This window comes from Pseudomonas sp. TE3728, from assembly GCF_056279145.1.
Genome location: NZ_JBWBQT010000001.1, coordinates 2,067,721 through 2,089,156 on the forward strand (window position 1 = coordinate 2,067,721; position 21,436 = coordinate 2,089,156).

At 56.7% G+C, this 21,436-nt stretch carries 18 protein-coding genes, 2 tRNA genes and 3 rRNA genes; 12 read left to right on the forward strand and 11 right to left on the reverse strand.

Features of this window, described 5'->3' with window-relative positions:
- Positions 1-166 precede the first annotated feature (166 nt).
- From ACZ89R_RS08725 to ACZ89R_RS08735, 3 genes are all read left to right on the forward strand, one after another.
- On the forward strand, positions 167-1,114 hold the full coding sequence (locus ACZ89R_RS08725) for an ADP-ribosylglycohydrolase family protein (protein ID WP_429546028.1): 948 nt from the start codon (positions 167-169) through the stop codon (positions 1,112-1,114).
- Positions 1,107-1,505 (forward strand): GFA family protein, encoded by a 399-nt coding sequence (locus ACZ89R_RS08730; protein WP_429546027.1) that lies wholly within the window; start codon positions 1,107-1,109, stop codon positions 1,503-1,505. The genes ACZ89R_RS08725 and ACZ89R_RS08730 overlap by 8 nt, the downstream gene beginning before the upstream one ends.
- A 93-nt stretch (positions 1,506-1,598) precedes the next feature.
- Entirely contained in the window at positions 1,599-2,000 is a 402-nt protein-coding gene (locus ACZ89R_RS08735) for a lysozyme inhibitor LprI family protein (RefSeq protein WP_429546026.1), read from the forward strand.
- A gap of 210 nt (positions 2,001-2,210) precedes the next feature.
- Here ACZ89R_RS08735 and ACZ89R_RS08740 read toward each other — a convergent pair whose 3' ends face one another.
- The 7 genes from ACZ89R_RS08740 to ACZ89R_RS08770 all read right to left on the reverse strand — a co-directional run bounded on the left by ACZ89R_RS08740 (position 2,211) and on the right by ACZ89R_RS08770 (position 9,970).
- Positions 2,211-2,465, reverse strand: a complete 255-nt coding sequence (locus ACZ89R_RS08740) for a DUF1652 domain-containing protein (RefSeq protein ID WP_123497993.1) — start codon at positions 2,463-2,465, stop codon at positions 2,211-2,213.
- A 132-nt stretch (positions 2,466-2,597) separates the two neighbouring features.
- Complete coding sequence (gene mrdA / locus ACZ89R_RS08745; RefSeq protein ID WP_429546025.1) at positions 2,598-4,490, reverse strand: penicillin-binding protein 2; 1,893 nt, start codon at positions 4,488-4,490, stop codon at positions 2,598-2,600.
- Between the two features lie 244 nt (positions 4,491-4,734).
- Positions 4,735-4,850, reverse strand: a 5S ribosomal RNA gene (gene rrf / locus ACZ89R_RS08750).
- A gap of 174 nt (positions 4,851-5,024) precedes the next feature.
- Positions 5,025-7,916: ribosomal RNA gene (locus ACZ89R_RS08755) — 23S ribosomal RNA — on the reverse strand.
- Positions 7,917-8,145: 229 nt separating this feature from the next.
- Positions 8,146-8,221, reverse strand: a tRNA-Ala gene (locus ACZ89R_RS08760).
- A gap of 10 nt (positions 8,222-8,231) precedes the next feature.
- Positions 8,232-8,308: transfer RNA gene (locus ACZ89R_RS08765), tRNA-Ile, on the reverse strand.
- A gap of 123 nt (positions 8,309-8,431) precedes the next feature.
- Positions 8,432-9,970: ribosomal RNA gene (locus ACZ89R_RS08770) — 16S ribosomal RNA — on the reverse strand.
- Together the 16S, 23S and 5S rRNA genes with 2 tRNA genes alongside form the textbook arrangement of a ribosomal RNA operon.
- 681 nt (positions 9,971-10,651) lie before the next feature.
- Here ACZ89R_RS08770 and rhtA point away from each other — a divergent pair.
- The 4 genes from rhtA (at position 10,652) to ACZ89R_RS08790 (ending at position 13,461) form a co-directional block, all read left to right on the forward strand.
- Positions 10,652-11,539 carry a threonine/homoserine exporter RhtA gene (gene rhtA, locus ACZ89R_RS08775; RefSeq protein WP_427624373.1) on the forward strand — a complete coding sequence of 296 codons (888 nt, stop codon included), beginning with the start codon at positions 10,652-10,654 and terminating at the stop codon, positions 11,537-11,539.
- Positions 11,540-11,707: 168 nt separating this feature from the next.
- On the forward strand, positions 11,708-11,989 hold the full coding sequence (locus ACZ89R_RS08780) for a hypothetical protein (RefSeq protein ID WP_192344142.1): 282 nt from the start codon (positions 11,708-11,710) through the stop codon (positions 11,987-11,989).
- A gap of 98 nt (positions 11,990-12,087) precedes the next feature.
- Positions 12,088-12,828, forward strand: a complete 741-nt coding sequence (locus ACZ89R_RS08785) for an SDR family oxidoreductase (RefSeq protein ID WP_123497452.1) — start codon at positions 12,088-12,090, stop codon at positions 12,826-12,828.
- Positions 12,829-12,864: 36 nt separating this feature from the next.
- Positions 12,865-13,461: a 2-hydroxychromene-2-carboxylate isomerase gene (locus ACZ89R_RS08790; RefSeq protein WP_429546024.1), complete on the forward strand. Its 597-nt coding sequence runs from the start codon at positions 12,865-12,867 to the stop codon at positions 13,459-13,461.
- 58 nt (positions 13,462-13,519) lie between these two features.
- Here ACZ89R_RS08790 and ACZ89R_RS08795 read toward each other — a convergent pair whose 3' ends face one another.
- The 4 genes from ACZ89R_RS08795 to ACZ89R_RS08810 form a co-directional block, all read right to left on the reverse strand.
- Positions 13,520-15,328 carry an aminopeptidase P family protein gene (locus ACZ89R_RS08795; protein WP_429546023.1) on the reverse strand — a complete coding sequence of 603 codons (1,809 nt, stop codon included), beginning with the start codon at positions 15,326-15,328 and terminating at the stop codon, positions 13,520-13,522.
- Positions 15,329-15,383: 55 nt separating this feature from the next.
- On the reverse strand, positions 15,384-16,550 hold the full coding sequence (locus ACZ89R_RS08800; protein ID WP_429546022.1) for a cysteine desulfurase family protein: 1,167 nt from the start codon (positions 16,548-16,550) through the stop codon (positions 15,384-15,386).
- A gap of 205 nt (positions 16,551-16,755) precedes the next feature.
- Complete coding sequence (locus ACZ89R_RS08805) at positions 16,756-17,370, reverse strand: LysE family translocator (RefSeq protein ID WP_429546021.1); 615 nt, start codon at positions 17,368-17,370, stop codon at positions 16,756-16,758.
- A 100-nt stretch (positions 17,371-17,470) separates the two neighbouring features.
- Positions 17,471-17,740: a hypothetical protein gene (locus ACZ89R_RS08810; RefSeq protein WP_429546020.1), complete on the reverse strand. Its 270-nt coding sequence runs from the start codon at positions 17,738-17,740 to the stop codon at positions 17,471-17,473.
- A gap of 223 nt (positions 17,741-17,963) precedes the next feature.
- Here ACZ89R_RS08810 and ACZ89R_RS08815 point away from each other — a divergent pair, with 223 nt between their 5' ends.
- From ACZ89R_RS08815 to ACZ89R_RS08835, 5 genes are all read left to right on the forward strand, one after another.
- Positions 17,964-18,422, forward strand: coding sequence for a VOC family protein (locus ACZ89R_RS08815; protein WP_429546019.1), 459 nt, complete (start codon positions 17,964-17,966; stop codon positions 18,420-18,422).
- A gap of 354 nt (positions 18,423-18,776) precedes the next feature.
- On the forward strand, positions 18,777-19,982 hold the full coding sequence (locus ACZ89R_RS08820; RefSeq protein WP_429546018.1) for a PepSY-associated TM helix domain-containing protein: 1,206 nt from the start codon (positions 18,777-18,779) through the stop codon (positions 19,980-19,982).
- On the forward strand, positions 19,979-20,521 hold the full coding sequence (locus tag ACZ89R_RS08825; RefSeq protein WP_429546017.1) for a thiamine pyrophosphate-binding protein: 543 nt from the start codon (positions 19,979-19,981) through the stop codon (positions 20,519-20,521). Before ACZ89R_RS08820 ends, ACZ89R_RS08825 begins: the two co-directional genes overlap by 4 nt.
- Positions 20,518-20,847: a hypothetical protein gene (locus ACZ89R_RS08830; protein WP_429546016.1), complete on the forward strand. Its 330-nt coding sequence runs from the start codon at positions 20,518-20,520 to the stop codon at positions 20,845-20,847. The genes ACZ89R_RS08825 and ACZ89R_RS08830 overlap by 4 nt, the downstream gene beginning before the upstream one ends.
- A complete protein-coding gene (locus ACZ89R_RS08835; RefSeq protein WP_429546015.1) occupies positions 20,844-21,419 on the forward strand; it encodes a DUF6162 family protein in 576 nt (191 codons plus the stop codon). The genes ACZ89R_RS08830 and ACZ89R_RS08835 overlap by 4 nt, the downstream gene beginning before the upstream one ends.
- Positions 21,420-21,436: the final 17 nt, after the last annotated feature.

Sequence of the window (21,436 nt, forward strand, 5' to 3'; positions counted from 1 at the left end):
AAGACCATAAGACCAACCTAAAAGTTGTATCAAACGCGTGTCGCAATCGAGCGAGCCTGAAATATTCGGCCTCAGTTCTGGCCATAAGTTCTGATTTGAAGGGGGGAAGTCAGCGGGCTGAAACTGCTAATGTTTGCAGCGACGTGCCCCCTTACAAGGAAGATTCATGCAGCCTTCACTCACGGAACGTTATCGCGCAACCCTGCTGGGGCTTGCGTGTGGGGATGCCGTTGGCACCCGTGCCGAGTTCCAGCCACGCGGCTCGTTTATCCCTCTGACCGATATGGTTGGGGGCGGCCCGTTCAATCTGAAGCCAGGGCAATGGACCGATGACACTTCCATGGCACTTTGCCTGGCAGAAAGCCTGTTGAACAAAAAAGGGTTTGATGCGGCCGACCAAATGGGCCGTTATCTCAACTGGTGGCAATGGGGTTACCTGAGTTCGACCGGCGAATGCTTCGACATCGGCATGACCGTCCGTGAAGCGCTGACTCGTTATCTGGAAAACGGTCAGCCATTCGCAGGTTCCACCGATCCCTACACAGCCGGTAACGGTTCGCTGATGCGGTTAGCGCCAATAGTGCTGTACTACTTTCCCGACCCCGACCGGATCAGGAGGTTTTCCGCAGACAGCTCGCGCACTACCCATGCGGCGCCAGAGGCACTTGAATGCTGTCAGTTGCTTGCCGCTCTGATCCGCAAGGCATTGCAAGGAGCGCCCAAGCAGGATTTGCAGAGCCTGCCAGAGACGACGTTCGTGGAACCAAAGGTCGCGAGCATCGCCCGAGGTGACTACCTCGGAAAATCCAAAGACGATATTCGCGGTAGCGGTTACTGCGTTGCATCACTGGAAGCGGCCTTGTGGTGCTTTCACCACACTGACAGTTTTGAAGCCTCCATCCTCGAAGCGGCGAACCTGGGCGATGACGCCGATACCACTGCCGCCATCGTCGGCCAGTTGGCCGGGGCTCACTACGGTGTGCAGGCTATTCCTGACGGGTGGCTGGCGAAATTGCATCAGCGCGAAGACATCGAGGCCACGGCTGACGCCCTGCTTCGAGCAGCCACCGCTGCCGCCATCTCAGCAACGCAACCAGGGAAACCCCATGAATAACTTGCATGGCAGCTGCTTGTGCAAAGCCATCGAATACGAACTTGATAGCCTCGACATGCCCATTAATCACTGCCACTGCCACACTTGTCGCAAGGCACACGCAGCAGCATTCGCCTCGACGGCCGGGGTCATGCGTGAGCATTTTCGCTGGATAAAAGGACAGGACCGGCTAAGCACCTATGAGTCGTCGCCGGGCAAGCTTCGGCATTTCTGTTCGATCTGCGGATCGCATCTGATGGCGGAGCGCTTGGCCCAACCCCATGTAATCGTTCGCGTGGCGACGCTCGACGATGATCCGAAAATGACACCTCAGGCTCACATCTGGACGTCCCATGACGTGCCCTGGCTTGAATATGAATCGAATGAGAAGTCTCAGGAGTGGCAGACATAGTTTTCCGGATACACCGCGCCAGACTCTGATTTGTTGGCTGGCGGCGCCCCGCTACACTGCATTCCAACTTTCCATCATCACAGCGAACCTCCCATGCCCCCAGGTTTTCTCCTTGCGTTGACGCCGCTGCTGTTCACTCCTCTTGCGCATGCCATCGACTGCGACAATGCCACTGACCAGACGACGATGAATCAGTGCGCGGCGCAGCAGTACAAAGCGGCCGACAAGGAGCTGAATGCGCTTTACCAGCAAATCACCCTACGGTTGAAGGATAGCTCTGACGCCAAAAAGCTGTTGATCGGTGCTCAACGCTCGTGGATTGCGTTTCGCGATGCCGAGTGCAAGTTCTCGGCGTCCGGAGTGGCGGGTGGCAGTGTGTATCCGTTGATCTATAGCGATTGCATCACCAAACTGACGAAGGCGCGGGTCGGGACGTTCAAGACTTACTTGAAGTGTCAGGACGGGGATTTGGGTTGTCCAGTGCCTGGGGCTTGATGCTGCGGTGTTCTTAAGGCTCTTCGCGGCAAGCCTCGCTCCCGCAAGGGGCTTGGCGGTACACAAATTGTGTGTCCTCCAAAAAATCCACCCGACAACTTGATGTTGCCGATCTGCTTCAGGCTATAGAGTGTTCGGCGGTGGCCGAGTCTTCCTTCTCGGCTTCGGGAGACACGCCGCACCACCAACGTGGTGCAGCGTGACGCAGGCTCAACGGTAAAACGGCGCGTGAATGCCTTTATGAGCCTCGATTTCTTGCCGCATATCAGCCACCAGTGACGCGATCGCGTGGGGGCTATCCAGTGTCCATACCGGAACATGGGTGGCCACCAGATCCACTTTCCCGGTCATGCAATCGCAGACCCGAATTGTCAGGGACTGGTCCGCCTCCATGCTGCAAGTGCACACAGCCGGCAAAAAACTATGTTCAATGATGTTTTGAATTTCCAAGGTTGAAAGGAACATCGCTACCTCCATCACGCCAGGTGTATGGCCGGGCAAATGCTCCCTCATTCACCCATTAGCCGGAAAATTCTAATCCTCAATAACGGCTGTCTCAAGACCGCAACAGGTTGCTCATCGTCTCGTTGGTGATCCTTAGACGTGAGGATCTCCCGGAGCTTTGCCCGGCACGGCGTATTGCGGCTTCAAATGACCGTCCCGATCGAGCAGCCAGGCGTCCATGATCTGCCGCACCACGGGACCGGCGACGCGACCACCAGCCTCGCCATTCTCGATCATCACCGAAATGACAATCTTCGGATGTTCGGCCGGGGCGAAACCGACGAACAAGGCATTGTCACGGTTGCGCTCCAGGGTTTTCGCCCGGTTGTAGCGCTCACCTTGCTTGATTGCCACCACTTGCGCGGTGCCACTTTTGCCGGCGATGCGGTACTGAGCCCCCGCCGCTGCCGCTCGAGCAATCCCGCGAGCATCGTGCATCACCATCTGCATGCCGTGGTTGACCTGCTCCCAGTCACGCGGGTCCTTGAGCAGGATGTTCGGCATCGGATGCTCGTCCACCGGCGCTACACCATCCACCGTTTTGGCCAGGTGTGGTCGGTTCCATACACCCTTGTTGGCAATCAGCGCTGTAGCCTGGGCGAGTTGCAGAGGCGTGACCTGCATATAGCCCTGGCCGATGCCAAGGATCACGGTTTCACCCGGGAACCATGCCTGACGGCGAGTGGCGCGTTTCCAGGCTTGAGACGGCATCAACCCGGGAGACTCCTCGAACATGTCCAGCGAGACCTTCTCGCCGAGGCCGAACATCGCCATGTAATCATGCAGACGGTCGATCCCCAGCTTGTGCGCCAGATCGTAGAAGTAGGTGTCGTTGGAGCGCATGATCGCCGCGTCCATGTCCACCCAGCCATCGCCACTGTGGTTCCAGTTACGGTATTTATGATCGAAATCCGGTAGCTGGTAGTAACCCGGATCGAAAACGCGGGTCTGCGGAGTGACCACCCCGGCGTCGAGGCCGGCAATAGCCACTTCCGGTTTGATGGTCGAGCCCGGCGCGTAGAGCCCACGCAGCACACGATTGAACAGCGGCCGGTCGATGGAATCATGCAGCGCCGCGTATTCCTTGAAGCTGATGCCGCTCACAAACAAATTCGGGTCAAAACTGGGCTTGCTGACCATGGCCAGCACTTCGCCGGTCGATGGGTCGAGAGCGACCACCGAGCCACGGCGATCGCCCAACGCCTCCTCGGCAGCTTCCTGAAGTTTGACGTCGAGGCTCAGAACGATGTTTTTGCCGGGGATCGGATCGGTGTGTTTGAGCACTCGCAGCACGCGGCCCTGAGCATTGGTTTCGACTTCTTCATAACCCACATGGCCGTGCAACTCAGGCTCGTAGAATCTCTCGATGCCGGTCTTGCCGATGGATTGCGTGCCACGGTATTCCACCGTGTCCAGGGCTTTGGATTCTTTCTCGTTGATGCGGCCGACGTAGCCGATCGAGTGTGCGAAGTGTGCGCCCATCGGGTAGTGGCGAACGAACTGTGGCTCTACGTCGATCCCTGGCAAACGGAATTCGTTGACTGCCAACACCGCGATCTGTTCTTCGCTGAGTTCGTAGAACAAGGTGACGGGCACGAAGGGGTGTCGAGCCTGCTTCATTGCCTTGTCGAACAGCGTGCGGTCTTCAGCCGGCAGGTGCAGGAGGTTGACCACCTCATCCAGCTCTTCTTTGACGTCGGAGGCCCGTTCGCGGGTGATGGTCAGGTTGAAACTGGGTCGGTTGTCCGCCAGAAGCACGCCGTTGCGGTCATAAATCAACCCGCGGGTAGGGGTGATCGGCAATACGTGTACGCGGTTGTTTTCGGAGATCGTCGAGTGGTAGTCGTACTCGACCACCTGCAGAACATACAGCCGCACCACCAGCGCGCAGGTAATAGCGACGACGAACAAGGAGCAGGCCATCAGTCTTTTATTGACCAGGCGCGTCTCTTTTTCGTGGTCCTTGATTGGTATTGGTTCAGGCATTTCTGCAGCGGCTCTTTGACTGTAGAGGAGGTGCCGATCCGTAGGCTTGAAATCAGTCCGTTAAAAAACGAGCTGCACCATACCAAAAACGGCGCGTCGCTTTAGCGCGCCAGCCAAAATTTCATAAACGATGCAGCTATCACCAGAAAAAGTGGTCGGGCTATCCCTTTATTTGCCACGGCACTTTCCTGCGGACAAAACAAAACCCCTACCTGCATACGCAGATAGGGGTTTCGGAATTTAATCTTGACGATGACCTACTCTCACATGGGGAAACCCCACACTACCATCGGCGATGCATCGTTTCACTGCTGAGTTCGGGATGGGATCAGGTGGTTCCAATGCTCTATGGTCGTCAAGAAATTCGGTAGCCAGGTCGTGGGCCCTTGCGGGTTCACGCTCCAGCGAATGGGTATGCGATAGTTGGGTGTTTTGTGAGTGTCACAAACTTTCGGTTCGGTTCGTCTTCACACACCGCAATCTGGTGCTCTCTCGCCTTTTCAGCTCGAAGCCTGCAAATTGCTTGGGTGTTATATGGTCAAGCCTCACGGGCAATTAGTATTGGTTAGCTCAACGCCTCACAGCGCTTACACACCCAACCTATCAACGTCGTAGTCTTCGACGGCCCTTCAGGGGACTCAAGGTCCCAGTGAGATCTCATCTTGAGGCTAGTTTCCCGCTTAGATGCTTTCAGCGGTTATCTATTCCGAACATAGCTACCCGGCAATGCCACTGGCGTGACAACCGGAACACCAGAGGTTCGTCCACTCCGGTCCTCTCGTACTAGGAGCAGCCCCTCTCAAATCTCAAACGTCCACGGCAGATAGGGACCGAACTGTCTCACGACGTTCTAAACCCAGCTCGCGTACCACTTTAAATGGCGAACAGCCATACCCTTGGGACCGGCTTCAGCCCCAGGATGTGATGAGCCGACATCGAGGTGCCAAACACCGCCGTCGATATGAACTCTTGGGCGGTATCAGCCTGTTATCCCCGGAGTACCTTTTATCCGTTGAGCGATGGCCCTTCCATACAGAACCACCGGATCACTAAGACCTACTTTCGTACCTGCTCGACGTGTCTGTCTCGCAGTCAAGCGCGCTTTTGCCTTTATACTCTACGACCGATTTCCGACCGGTCTGAGCGCACCTTCGTACTCCTCCGTTACTCTTTAGGAGGAGACCGCCCCAGTCAAACTACCCACCATACACTGTCCTCGATCCGGATAACGGACCTGAGTTAGAACCTCAAAGTTGCCAGGGTGGTATTTCAAGGTTGGCTCCACGCGAACTGGCGTCCACGCTTCAAAGCCTCCCACCTATCCTACACAAGCAAATTCAAAGTCCAGTGCAAAGCTATAGTAAAGGTTCACGGGGTCTTTCCGTCTAGCCGCGGATACACTGCATCTTCACAGCGATTTCAATTTCACTGAGTCTCGGGTGGAGACAGCGCCGCCATCGTTACGCCATTCGTGCAGGTCGGAACTTACCCGACAAGGAATTTCGCTACCTTAGGACCGTTATAGTTACGGCCGCCGTTTACCGGGGCTTCGATCAAGAGCTTCGCGTTAGCTAACCCCATCAATTAACCTTCCGGCACCGGGCAGGCGTCACACCCTATACGTCCACTTTCGTGTTTGCAGAGTGCTGTGTTTTTAATAAACAGTCGCAGCGGCCTGGTATCTTCGACCGGCGTGGGCTTACGCAGTAAATGCTTCACCCTCACCGGCGCACCTTCTCCCGAAGTTACGGTGCCATTTTGCCTAGTTCCTTCACCCGAGTTCTCTCAAGCGCCTTGGTATTCTCTACCCAACCACCTGTGTCGGTTTGGGGTACGGTTCCTGGTTACCTGAAGCTTAGAAGCTTTTCTTGGAAGCATGGCATCAACCACTTCGTGTTCTAAAAGAACACTCGTCATCAGCTCTCGGCCTTAGAATCCCGGATTTACCTAAGATTCCAGCCTACCACCTTAAACTTGGACAACCAACGCCAAGCTGGCCTAGCCTTCTCCGTCCCTCCATCGCAATAACCAGAAGTACAGGAATATTAACCTGTTTTCCATCGACTACGCTTTTCAGCCTCGCCTTAGGGACCGACTAACCCTGCGTCGATTAACGTTGCGCAGGAAACCTTGGTCTTTCGGCGTGGGTGTTTTTCACACCCATTGTCGTTACTCATGTCAGCATTCGCACTTCTGATACCTCCAGCAAGCTTCTCAACTCACCTTCACAGGCTTACAGAACGCTCCTCTACCGCATCACCTAAGTGATACCCGTAGCTTCGGTGTATGGTTTGAGCCCCGTTACATCTTCCGCGCAGGCCGACTCGACTAGTGAGCTATTACGCTTTCTTTAAAGGGTGGCTGCTTCTAAGCCAACCTCCTAGCTGTCTAAGCCTTCCCACATCGTTTCCCACTTAACCATAACTTTGGGACCTTAGCTGACGGTCTGGGTTGTTTCCCTTTTCACGACGGACGTTAGCACCCGCCGTGTGTCTCCCATGCTCGGCACTTGTAGGTATTCGGAGTTTGCATCGGTTTGGTAAGTCGGGATGACCCCCTAGCCGAAACAGTGCTCTACCCCCTACAGTGATACATGAGGCGCTACCTAAATAGCTTTCGAGGAGAACCAGCTATCTCCGAGCTTGATTAGCCTTTCACTCCGATCCACAGGTCATCCGCTAACTTTTCAACGGTAGTCGGTTCGGTCCTCCAGTTAGTGTTACCCAACCTTCAACCTGCCCATGGATAGATCGCCCGGTTTCGGGTCTATTCCCAGCGACTAGACGCCCTATTAAGACTCGCTTTCGCTACGCCTCCCCTATTCGGTTAAGCTCGCCACTGAAAATAAGTCGCTGACCCATTATACAAAAGGTACGCAGTCACCCAACAAAGTGGGCTCCCACTGCTTGTACGCATACGGTTTCAGGATCTATTTCACTCCCCTCTCCGGGGTTCTTTTCGCCTTTCCCTCACGGTACTAGTTCACTATCGGTCAGTCAGTAGTATTTAGCCTTGGAGGATGGTCCCCCCATATTCAGACAAAGTTTCTCGTGCTCCGTCCTACTCGATTTCATGACCAAGAGATTTTCGCGTACAGGGCTATCACCCACTATGGCCGCACTTTCCAGAGCGTTCCGCTAATCTCAAAGCCACTTAAGGGCTAGTCCCCGTTCGCTCGCCACTACTAAGGGAATCTCGGTTGATTTCTTTTCCTCAGGGTACTTAGATGTTTCAGTTCCCCTGGTTCGCTTCTTAAGCCTATGTATTCAGCTTAAGATACCTAACTTATGTTAGGTGGGTTCCCCCATTCAGACATCTCCGGATCAAAGTCTGTTTGCCGACTCCCCGAAGCTTTTCGCAGGCTACCACGTCTTTCATCGCCTCTGACTGCCAAGGCATCCACCGTATGCGCTTCTTCACTTGACCATATAACCCCAAGCAATCTGGTTATACTGTGAAGACGACATTCGCCGAAAATTCGCGATTAAACTCACAAATTTTACCTTAGCCTGATCACCACCAGTGAAAGTGGCCATCAGTCTATCTTTCTATCACATACCCAAATTTTTAAAGAACGATCTAATCAAAAGACTAGAAATCAATATTCATAGCGGAATATTCATTTCTAAACTCTCAAACGTGTCGAAGCAGTTTATGGTGGAGCCAAGCGGGATCGAACCGCTGACCTCCTGCGTGCAAGGCAGGCGCTCTCCCAGCTGAGCTATGGCCCCATAACAAAATTGGTGGGTCTGGGCAGATTCGAACTGCCGACCTCACCCTTATCAGGGGTGCGCTCTAACCAACTGAGCTACAGACCCAATTTCGAGCTTGTAACTGTTAGCGTTGAGCTATCAGCTTGGAGCTTAAAGCTGCTTCTATCGTCTTCTTCAATGAATCAAGCAATTCGTGTGGGAACTTATGGAGCAGCTGATGTCGTCGATTAAGGAGGTGATCCAGCCGCAGGTTCCCCTACGGCTACCTTGTTACGACTTCACCCCAGTCATGAATCACACCGTGGTAACCGTCCTCCCGAAGGTTAGACTAGCTACTTCTGGTGCAACCCACTCCCATGGTGTGACGGGCGGTGTGTACAAGGCCCGGGAACGTATTCACCGCGACATTCTGATTCGCGATTACTAGCGATTCCGACTTCACGCAGTCGAGTTGCAGACTGCGATCCGGACTACGATCGGTTTTCTGGGATTAGCTCCACCTCGCGGCTTGGCAACCCTCTGTACCGACCATTGTAGCACGTGTGTAGCCCAGGCCGTAAGGGCCATGATGACTTGACGTCATCCCCACCTTCCTCCGGTTTGTCACCGGCAGTCTCCTTAGAGTGCCCACCATCACGTGCTGGTAACTAAGGACAAGGGTTGCGCTCGTTACGGGACTTAACCCAACATCTCACGACACGAGCTGACGACAGCCATGCAGCACCTGTCTCAATGTTCCCGAAGGCACCAATCCATCTCTGGAAAGTTCATTGGATGTCAAGGCCTGGTAAGGTTCTTCGCGTTGCTTCGAATTAAACCACATGCTCCACCGCTTGTGCGGGCCCCCGTCAATTCATTTGAGTTTTAACCTTGCGGCCGTACTCCCCAGGCGGTCAACTTAATGCGTTAGCTGCGCCACTAAGAGCTCAAGGCTCCCAACGGCTAGTTGACATCGTTTACGGCGTGGACTACCAGGGTATCTAATCCTGTTTGCTCCCCACGCTTTCGCACCTCAGTGTCAGTATCAGTCCAGGTGGTCGCCTTCGCCACTGGTGTTCCTTCCTATATCTACGCATTTCACCGCTACACAGGAAATTCCACCACCCTCTACCATACTCTAGCTCGTCAGTTTTGAATGCAGTTCCCAGGTTGAGCCCGGGGATTTCACATCCAACTTAACGAACCACCTACGCGCGCTTTACGCCCAGTAATTCCGATTAACGCTTGCACCCTCTGTATTACCGCGGCTGCTGGCACAGAGTTAGCCGGTGCTTATTCTGTCGGTAACGTCAAAACAATTACGTATTAGGTAACTGCCCTTCCTCCCAACTTAAAGTGCTTTACAATCCGAAGACCTTCTTCACACACGCGGCATGGCTGGATCAGGCTTTCGCCCATTGTCCAATATTCCCCACTGCTGCCTCCCGTAGGAGTCTGGACCGTGTCTCAGTTCCAGTGTGACTGATCATCCTCTCAGACCAGTTACGGATCGTCGCCTTGGTGAGCCATTACCTCACCAACTAGCTAATCCGACCTAGGCTCATCTGATAGCGCAAGGCCCGAAGGTCCCCTGCTTTCTCCCGTAGGACGTATGCGGTATTAGCGTCCGTTTCCGAGCGTTATCCCCCACTACCAGGCAGATTCCTAGGCATTACTCACCCGTCCGCCGCTCGCCACCAGGTACAAGTACCCGTGCTGCCGCTCGACTTGCATGTGTTAGGCCTGCCGCCAGCGTTCAATCTGAGCCATGATCAAACTCTTCAGTTCAAACATCTTTGGGTTTTTAAGAAACCCTAAACTTGGCTCAGCAATCGTTGGTTACATCTTTGATTTCTCGCGGAGTAACTTGTGATGCTGATAATCTTGTTGACTATCAGTCTGACTCCACAAGCACCCACACGAATTGCTTGATTCAGTTGTTAAAGAGCGGTTGGTCAAGATCTTTCGTCTCAACCGAGGCGCGCATTCTACAGCAGCCTCTGTTACTGTCAAGCGGTTATTTTCAGAAGTTTTCAAAGTTTCGCTTGGGAATCTTCAACAACTTCAACCACTTGCGCTTCCGATCTCTCGTTAGCGGGAGGCGAATTCTACAGCGTTACTCGCTGCTGTCAACACCTCTTTTTCTCCGCTTTCGACCGAGAAGATCGAACCGTCAATAAGGCGAAAACACACTGCCTTACCAACTCCTTCTGGCTTCGATGAACTGAAGCGTAACCGCTGCCGAAAACTTCGTAACTCTTTGTTTACCAAGGAGTTTTCCGTTTCGACTGCGCCGGAAGTGGGGCGAATTATAGACGTCCAGAATCTGCCGTCAACCCCTGATTTGGTTTTTCTATCAGGATGTCCAAAATCCCTGCTTATATATAGACGCGCCCGCAACGAATGCGCAGTATATTGCCCAACACATACAACAATACTCTCGCTTGCCACTTCGGACGATGCCACGCAATGAATGACCACCCCCGCAGTCTTGCCTCGACCCTGTTCTCGGTTGGCCTGCTCTTGATAGCCATGGCATCCATCCAGTCCGGAGCCTCTCTGGCCAAAAGCATGTTCCCGGTTATCGGTGCTCAAGGAACGACCACCCTGCGACTGATCTTTGCCAGTGTGATCATGCTGCTGATATTGCGCCCATGGCGAGCGAAGCTCACTGCGAAATCCCTGCGCACCGTTATCGTCTACGGGATGGCGTTGGGCGGCATGAACTTCCTCTTCTATATGTCCTTGCGCACTGTCCCCCTGGGTATCGCCGTAGCCCTGGAGTTCACCGGCCCATTGGCAGTCGCCATTTATGCTTCACGTCGAGCGATCGACTTTCTGTGGATCGCTCTGGCAGCCCTGGGTTTACTGCTATTGATTCCGACAGGCGCCACGAGCACGGGCATCGATCTGGTCGGCGCAGGTTATGCCCTCGGTGCTGGTGTCTGCTGGGCGCTGTACATTCTGTTCGGCCAGAAGGCTGGCGCTGATAATGGGGTACAGACCGCTGCGTTGGGCGTGATGATTGCCGCCCTGTTCGTAGCTCCCATTGGTATTGTCCACGCTGGCGCTGCGCTACTGACACCCTCATTGATTCCCGTGGCCATCGGGGTCGCCATTTTGTCCACCGCCCTGCCCTACACCCTGGAGATGGTCGCCCTCACACGGATACCAGCCCGGACCTTCGGTACATTGATGAGCATCGAACCTGCGATCGGTGCGCTGTCCGGCCTGTTGTTTCTCCAGGAATACCTTTCCCTGTCACAGTGGATGGCTATCCTGTGCATCATTCTGGCTTCCGTCGGCGCGACCATGACCATGGGGAGTAGCGCCAAGCCTGTGGTCGCAGCAGATTGAAACAAGATTGACGAAGGTCTGGTATTTGCCGCTCAATTAGGCCATGTTTGGGCTACGTAACTCAGTGTCAGACATGGATTTTTTCAGATAGGGACATCAGAACGCTTCAAGCAAAAGCGAATGCAGGCAGACCCAGGCACAGATCCGGGGCCGCTATTAAGGACAGCAATGAAACGAATTTTGATACTGATCGCCGTACTTGCAATTGCGGGCTGCGCAGCGACCTCGAAACCCCAGACGAAACACGGCAAGAAAGGACTGCATATCAATTGTTCGGGGCTCTCGTCCTCGTGGGACAAGTGCTACACCAGCGCCGCCAATTCGTGCGCGCCCAAGGGTTACAAGGTCATCGCCAAGTCAGGAGATGCGGTGGAAGAACCCGGTGACTATCCCTTCGGCCTCAATCCTGCTGGCTATACCAGCCGCAGCATGATCGTCATCTGCAAGTAACCCTCCCCTCCTATCGGGCTTGCATAGCCCGATAGGCGCTTCGCTCCGATGCTGCTAACGTTTGTCAGTCAATGACCGTTCAGCAAGGGGCGATATCCATGACCACCGCTATCAATAACAAGAAGATCGTACTGGTCGTCGGCGCGGGCGATGCCACCGGCGGCGCCATCGCCAAACGTTTTGCCCGTGAAGGGTATATCGCCTGCGTCACACGTCGCAGCGCAGACAAACTCCAGCCATTGGTAGAGTCCATCACCGCCAGTGGCGGCGAGGCCCACGGTTTTGCCTGTGATGCGCGTAATGAAGAAGACGTGATAGCGCTCATCGAGCAGATCGAAACCGAGCTCGGCCCCATCGAAGCGTTCGTCTTCAATATCGGCGCCAATGTGCCGTGCAGCATCCTCGAAGAAACCGCCCGCAAGTATTTCAAGATTTGGGAAATGGCCTGTTTCTCAGGGTTTCTCAACGCCCGTGAAGTGGCCAAGCGCATGGTCACCCGCCAACGGGGCACGATCCTGTTCACCGGCGCCACTGCTGGCTTGCGCGGCGCCGCGGGTTTCGCCGCCTTCGCCGGGGCCAAGCACGGGATTCGCGCCTTGGCACAAAGCATGGCCCGCGAACTGGGACCAATGAACATCCACGTCGCCCACGTCGTAGTGGATGGCGCCATCGATACCGACTTTATCCGCGACAACTTTCCGGAAAAATATGCGACCAAGGATCAGGACGGCATCCTCAATCCCGAGCACATCGCCGACAACTATTGGTACCTGCATAGCCAGCCACGGGACGCCTGGACCTTCGAACTGGATCTGCGCCCCTGGAACGAACGCTGGTAAGCCCTCCCCTACAACAACAAGAAGAGCACATCGACCATGAGCAAAACCGTGGAGTTCTTTTTCGACCTCGGCAGCCCCGCCACTTACCTGGCCCATACCCAACTGCCAAAGATCTGCAAACAGGCCGATAGTCAGCTGATCTACAGACCGATGCTGCTGGGTGGCGTCTTCAAAGCTACTGGCAATGCTTCCCCCATCACCGTACCGGCCAAGGGTCGCTACATGTTTCAGGACCTGGACCGCTATGCCAAACGTTATGGCGTACCGCTCAGGTTCAACCCGAACTTCCCGATCAATACCCTGATGCTGATGCGCGCTGTCACAGGTATGCAACTACGCCACCCCGAACGCTTTCAGGCGTTTATCGATTGCCTGTTTCACGCCCTTTGGGTTGAGGGATGCGGCCTCGATGATCCTGCGGCTGTTGCCGCCGTGCTGACGCAAAACGGTTTCGATCCAAACGAGGTGCTGGCAATGACCGCCGATGAAACCGTCAAAGCCGCCCTCAAGGAAAACACTGAGGAAGCGGTGCAACGCGGTGTATTCGGTGCGCCGAGCATGTTTATAGGTGATCAGTTGTTCTTCGGCCAGGATCGGCTGGACTTCGTCCTTGAAGCCCTACTTGCGCCATAACAAGCGCCTGCCTATGACCTGAGCCAGGCGCTGGAAACAGCGCCTGGACTCAAACCGCTCAAATAGCCGCGGTTCGGGTGTTCAACCATTCGAGGGCCGCACCGTTGAGCAACGGGCTCAGGCGTTCACGCACCTCGGCGTGATAACCGTTGAACCACTGCTTTTCGTCTTCAGTCAGCAGCGACGGTTCCAGGCAACGGGTGTCGATCGGGCACAGAGTCAGGGTTTCGAATTTCAGGAACTCCCCGAATTCGCTCTTGCCTGCTTCACGATTCAATACCAGGTTCTCGATCCGCACTCCCCAGCGACCCGGACGGTAAGTACCCGGTTCGATGGAGGTGATCATGCCTGGCTGCATCGCTGTTTGCGGTGCCGCCGCGGCCTGATAGGCGATGACTTGCGGACCTTCGTGAACATTGAGGAAATAGCCGACGCCGTGACCGGTGCCGTGGCCGTAGTCGACGCTTTCGGCCCAGATCGGTGCGCGGGCAATAGCGTCCAGCAACGGCGACAGAATTCCTCGTGGGAACTGTGCACGGGAGAGCGCAATCACGCCTTTGAGTACGCGGGTGCAATCGCGCTTCTGCTCGTCAGTCGGCGTACCCACCGGCACCATTCGGGTGATGTCGGTGGTACCGCCCAGGTATTGGCCGCCGGAGTCGATCAGCAACAGGCCGTCACCCTCGATCACCGCGTGTTCTTCTTCGGTGGCGTGGTAGTGCGGCATCGCTCCGTTGGCGTTAAACGCGGCAATGGTGTTGAAGCTCAGAGAGACATAATCCGGACGTCGGGTACGCGCCGCGGTCAGGTGTTCGTCGATGGTCAGTTCGGTGATGCGCTCACGCCCCCAAGCCGCTTCCAGCCAGGCGAAGAATTCGCACAGCGCCGCGCCGTCCTGCTCCATTGCCCGACGAATGTGCTCGGCATCGGCCAGGCTTTTCTGCGACTTGGCCAGAGTGGTCGGGTTCAGGCCTTCGAGCAGTTTCACGCCGCTGTTCAGGTTATCCAGCAGACCGGCCGTGACCCGCGCCGGATCGACTTGAAGGCTCTCGCCGCTCGGCACGGCGCGCAAGGCGGCGGTTACTTCGCTGTAATCGCGCAGGGTCACGCCGTCCTGCTCAAGAATGGCGCGCAGCTCGGCGCTCACTTTGCTCAGGGCGACGAACAAGGTGGCCTGCTGCTGGCTGATCAGGGCGAAGGACACGAACACCGGATTGAACGACACGTCGCCGCCGCGCAGGTTGAACAGCCAGGCGATGTCATCGAGGGTGGCGATGAAGTGCCAGTCGGCACCGCGCTCTTTCAGCACCTCACGCAGTTTGGCGAGTTTTTCGCCACGGCTGACCGTCGCCTGAGGCGGCAAGTGTTGATAGATCGGCTCATTCGGCAGACTTGGACGATCACTCCAGACTTCATTCAGCAGATCGATGTCAGTGCGCAGACGTGCGCCGCGGTCTTCGAGTTTGCTGCTCAAAGTACGCGCGGAGGCCACGGCCATCACCGCGCCATCGACTGCGACGACCCCGCCTTCAGGGGTTTGCTCGGCCAGCCAATCGAGCGGGCCGGGTTGACCCGGTTGCAGCTTGACCAGTTCGATGCCGCTGCCCTTGAGCTCCTTGCTCGCTTGTTCCCAATAGCGGCTGTCGGCCCAGACGCCGGCAAAATCCGGCGTAACGATCAGCGTGCCCACCGAGCCATGAAAACCCGACAGCCACTGCCGTCCCTGCCAATAGCCCGGCAGGTATTCCGACAGGTGCGGGTCGGCTGACGGCACCAGCAGAGCATGAATGCCCTCCCGGCTCATCAGCTCGCGGGTTTGCGCCAGGCGCTGGGGTACCAATCCATTGGTCAAAGGCTGTGTACTCATCGTGTCTCCTGCTAACCACTCATCATTATTATTCGGTGCCGATCGGAGCCGGCGCTTAAGGACCTGTCGCCCAGAATGCCGGAGCACTGGCGCAAGTTGCTTTAATCAGGTGTACCGCTTGATCGATATCCTGTTCGGTGGTGAAACGCCCCAGGCTCAAGCGAATGGTGCGACTGGCCGAGCGTGCGTCATGCCCCAGGGCCAGCAGCACATGGGACGGCGCATTGCTGGCGGAATTACAGGCCGAGGTCGCGGAAAACGCAATCGAGGTGCTCAACGCCGCGGAACTGAACTCGCCTTCGTTGAAAGTCAGGCTCAGGGTATGGGGAATGCGCTGGGTCGGGCTGCCATTGAGACGTACGCCGGGGATGCTCAGCAGCGGTTCGAGCAAGCGTTCACGCAGTCGCGTGATGGTGGTTTTTTCTTCATCGAACGAGGTGGCCGCCAACGCGAAGGCTGCCCCCATTGCGGCAATCTGGTGCGTCGCCAGCGTGCCAGAACGCAACCCGCCCTCGTGACCGCCGCCGTGGATCTGCGCCTGCAGACGTTGCTGAGCACGAGGACCGACATACAGCGCGCCGATGCCTTTGGGGCCGTAGACCTTGTGCGCCGAGAACGACATCAAATCCACCGGCCACCGGGCCAGATCGATCGCCACTTTGCCCGCGCCCTGAGCCGCATCAACGTGGAATAACGCATCGCGATCACGCACCACCTGGCCGATGGCCGGGATGTCGTTGAGGGTGCCCAGTTCGTTATTGACCAGCATCAACGACACCAGAAAGGTGTCCTCACGCATCGCTTCGCTGACCGCTTGTGGAGTAATCAGGCCATCGGCATCGGGCACCAGATACGTCACCGCAACGCCTGCGTCCTGCAACTGTTTTGCAGTGTCGAGAATCGCTTTGTGTTCGATCTGGCTGGTAATGATGTGGCCGCCGGATATACCGCGGGCCTGTGCCACGCCCTTGAGGGCAAGGTTGTTGGATTCGGTGGCCCCGGAGGTCCAGACGATCTGTTCCGCCTGGGCGCCCACCAATTCGGCGACCTGGCGCCGTGCTTGCTCGACCGATTGCCGGGCCTGTTGGCCGAAGGCGTGGGAACTGGACGCAGGATTGCCGAAGTTACCGGTGAAACCCAGACACTCGACCATGACCTTGATGACCCGCTCATCCACCGGCGTGGTGGCGGCGTAGTCGAAATACAACGGACGTTTATTCATAAAAGACTCGCAGAGCGTGTTCCGGGATCAGGAAGCTCGTCACTGGAAATGTCAAAGCGCCGCCTCATGAGCGACGCCGAATTTTCAGAACGACAGCAATACCTGATCGGAGGCCATTAAAGAAGAACAACTTCATTTAAAAGTGCGTAGGAACGCTCCTGAAGTCGAGCTTAACAGGCATCGGGCCACCGGATGAAGCAATGCGTCAGCTAAAACTTTCGAGCAATAACGGATACATCGAAGCCACCAACAATAAGGCCATACCCCAGTTGAACAGCCGCAACCAGCGGCGATCGCGCAGCACATTGCGCAACAGCGTGCCACAACCGGTCCACACTCCGACACTTGGCAGGTTGATCAAGGCGAAGACCGCGGCAATCACAATCACATTGGTGAAATAGCCCTGCATCGGCGTGTAGGTGCTGATGGCACCGATGGCCATGATCCAGGCCTTGGGGTTGACCCATTGAAAGGCTGCCGCGCCCAAATAACTGATCGGTTTACCCTCGCCCTGTTCACCCTCGGCGACCGGACCGGAATGAGCAATCTTCCATGCCAGGTACAGCAAATACGCCGCGCCGACATAGCGCAACACGGTGTAAAGCATTGGATAGGTTTGAAACACCGTGCCCAGGCCGAAACCGACAGCGACCACCAGGACGAAGAAGCCACAAGTAATGCCCAGCATGTGGGGAATGGTGCGTTGAAAGCCGAAATTCACGCCAGAGGCCAGCAACATGGTGTTGTTCGGACCGGGGGTGATCGAGGTGACAAGGGCAAACAGGGCAAAGCCCAACAGCAGGTCGAGCGAGAGTGTCATGGGTGGCAGTCCATCAGGGCAGTCAGGTATTGACCCTATCGCACGCCTTGAGGGAAACCCATGGACAGTTGCGTGAAAGTTCGAGCAGTACAGTTGTCACTCAGCTTTGGCGGCCGTGCAGCTGTACTGCGCGTTCGGCGTTCATCTCGCCTTGTTTGTCGAAACTGAACGATTTTGCCGGCTGGCCGAGCAATTCGGCTTTCTTCGCATGGTACTCCTCGAAGGACAAGCCACGACGATTCAGCGCCTCCAGCGCCAGTTCCCGGGTTTCTTCAGCGGTGTAGGGCCGCAATTCCGGTGAAACATGGCTGGCACATCCGGCGAGAACGGAGATGGCGAGCAGCAAGAAAGTGGCGAGCAGAGATTTCATTTCGGGCGTCCGCAGATCTGTGTTTGGGGCAATGAACACAGGCTACCCGTGCCGCTCGAAGGGTAGAAATCAACGCTCTCGATAGTGGGTATCGGATCAAAAGATCGCAGCCTTCGGCAACTGCTCGTCGGGCACTCGGTTGCGGGAAAAGGGCTGACCTATAGTTATTCGACCGGAAATCGGCGAAGGAACACCTTAACCCCACAACAAAAGGAGAACCGTCATGAGCGTAAAACCTATTCCAGAGGGTTATCACAGCATCACCCCTTATCTAGGCATTCAGAAAGCTGCCGAAGCCATCGACTTCTACAAGAAGGCCTTTGGCGCCACCGAAGTCATGCGCCTGGCCATGCCCGATGGCGGCATCGGGCACGCTGAGCTGCGTATTGGTGACTGCCCGATCATGCTTGGCACACCCTGCGACCAGGGCCCATTGAGCAACCCGGACAAGTCGCCGTCCGTGGGGCTGCATCTGTATGTGAACGATGTGGACAAGTCCTTTAAACAGGCCATCGATGCCGGTGGCACGCAGGTGTCCGAGGTCAAGGATCAGTTTTATGGCGACCGTTCGGGGACTTTGAAAGATCCCTACGGGCATCTGTGGTTTCTGGCCACGCGCAAGGAGGATTTGACTCAGGAGCAGATCGAACAGCGCGCGAAGGAGATGTTTAAGCAGGGTTGAGGACTTCAGTGTCTGATTCGGCCTCATCGCGAGCAGGCTCGCTCCCACAGTTGATCGGTGTTGAACGCACATTATGTGTACGCCGCCGATCCAGTGTGGGAGCGAGCCTGTTCGCGATGGGGCCACTACGTTCAACTTCAATGTCGATTGTCAGGCCCCATTCACGAGCAAACCCTCCCAAGACAGAAACACGAAACATTTACTTTCATATCCCCTTTCGGGATTTCCGATGCTCATACGTCTTATTTAGATGCAGTCGGTCGCGTAGGCAAAAGCCACGGCCGGACTTTTCATGGACCGTACCGCTGGGAAGCCCACAGCAGTAGTCCTCTCATCGAAACAAGACCTTTAATCATGTCGAAGAAATCCCGCTCAAAACTCTGGTTTCTGGTCCATAGCTGGCTGGCGCTGCCCATCTGGTTTTTTGTATTGATCGTCTGTGTGACCGGCACGCTGGCGGTGGTCAGTCAGGAAATCGTCTGGCTGGCCAACCCGCAAATGCGCGCCAGCGCGCCTTCGGACGACGCGCCGCGGCTCGACTATGACCAGATTGTCGCCGCCATCAAACAGGCCGAACCGCAGACGCTGGTCGAGGGCATCAGTCGCCCCGACGAGTCGCATTTCGCCCTGGACGTGGACGTCACTTACCCGGACGGCCGCTCAGTGACGGTCTATGTGAACCCCTACAGCGGGGTGATTCAGGGCACCGCTCCACCATTCAACTTCAAGGCATTCACCCGCGCACTGCATGGCTGGTGGCTGGTACCGTTCACCAACGGCTACAGCTGGGGCTGGTATCTGGTGTCGTTCCTCGGGCTGCCGATGCTGGCGTCGCTGGTGACCGGGTTGGTGGTCTACAAACGGTTCTGGAAAGGCTTCTTCCGACCGACCCTACGCATTCGCCATGGCGCGCGGATTTTCTGGGGCGACTTTCATCGGCTCAGCGGCATCTGGTCGATCTGGTTCATTGCGGTGATCTCGATCACTGGTGTCTGGTTCCTGATCAAGGCGATTCTGTTCGACAACCAGATTTCGATTACCACGGAACCGGTGGTGTCGGTCGTCTCGCGTGAAAGCGTGCCGTTGACCCGCACCGGCAAGCCGGCCCCGATGATCAGCCTGGAACAGGCGATCAAGGTCGCTCAGGAACAGATCCCCGGACTTGACGCCAGTTTCGTCACCCTGCCGAGCAACGCTTACAGCCATCTGTCCGTGGGCGGTCGTAGCTGGTATCCGCTGATGTTCCAGACGGCCGAGGTCAACCCGTACAACGGCGATATTGCCAGCACACGGCTGCTGTCCGATCGCACCGGCCTGGAGTTCGTGACCGAGTCGATGCGCCCGTTGCACACCGGTGACTTTGGCGGGATCTGGATCAAGCTGATCTGGTTCTTCTTCGGTTTGCTGCTGAGCATGATGGTGCTCAGCGGCTTGCTGATCTGGACCAAACGCACCGCCCTGGCCACCGCCAATGCGTTCAAGCGCAGCAACAAGGCGCCGCGCCCGGTGTCGAGACCGCAAACGGTCATGAACCAACAGACTCCGGAGGGCAACCTGTGAGCAAAACGATCACAGCATCGCAGCCTTCCCGGGCGAGCCTGTTTTGGCGCAAATGGCGCTTCCATATCAACATTTTCTTGCTGCTGATCCCTTTGGGCTTCATGCCCAAATACTTTGCCGACGCCTCGCTGTTTCGCGGCGACAGCGGACTGGGGGAGCGGGAGATCGGCGAAATCCAGGTCGGCCCCTGGAGCCTGCAACTGGCCGAACTGCGCAACGAAGCGCCCCTATTGACCGGCCCCGCCGGCTACATGAAAGGCTTCAACGCAGCGCTGTGCGAGCACTGTCGCGATCAGGTCAAGGCGACTTACCTGCGCATCGGCAAACCCCGCAGCCTGCGCGCGGCCGGTGCGATTTTCTTCGGTACGCCGTACCGCATGGGCGCAATGCTGCCGGTACCCGAAAAGACCAAAACCGACGCCGAGCTGTGGATCACCATGGAAGGCTGGGACGGCGCGATGCATCAAGCGTCCATCCCCCTGAGCCAGGCATCCCCGGCCACCCTCGCCTGGCTGAACAAACAAGGAGGCAAACCATGAGCAACGCTTTTCGACCTCTGCACGCCGTTTTACTGGTGCTCTGCGCCGCCTTCAGCACCGGCGCCCTGGCTCACAACCCGATGTGCGAATGCAAGGCCCTCGACGCCGAACAGATCCAGTGCACCGGCGGTTTCTCCGACGGCAGCGGCGCACCGGGGGTGACCCTGGACGTGATTGGTTACGACGAAACCATTCTGGTGCCGGGCAAGCTCGGTGCCGATTCGACCCTGACGTTCAAGAAACCCGGCGCCGAGTTCTACGTGCTTTTCGACGCCGGTCCCGGCCATGTCGTCGAGATCGACCAAGCGGACATCCAGGCCCCATGACGACACCAACCACACACATCGTCCGCCCGGCTGGCGCCGGCCATGAAACCCTCTATGTGTTGCTGCTGTGCCTGATGATCCTGGCGATTGCCGGCTCCGTGGTCGCCTGGCGCGGCGAAGCTCAAGAGGTGAGCAGCGTGGGCAGCCATCAGTTGGACGCCCGTCGTGATCTGAGCGCCTCCGAGCAAGGCATCTACGCCGACCTGCGGGTCACGCTGGATGAAATTCATCTGTTGCGTCAGGAACAGCAAGCATTGCCCACACCCGCCACCCTCGCCGATGAAGGCTTTGCGCCGTTTGCCCAGGATGCCAGTTCTGTCAGCCGCGGCAGCCATGCCTGGCAGTTGCTGGGCGCGAAGGCGTATTTCGGCCAGAGCCAGACCCCAACCGTCGCCGGCTCGTTTTTGATGCGCTTGACCGCTGAAGACGACACCGCGCCAGACATCTGGCTCAACCGCGGCAGCGCCCTCCCCGCTCCAAACGATCTCACCGACGCTGCGCTCAACGGCGCCGGCTGGCAGCAGATCGTCGCGCAATTCGATGCCGGCGTCACCCGCCAGCATCGGCATTGAACCCTCGCCTTCACCCG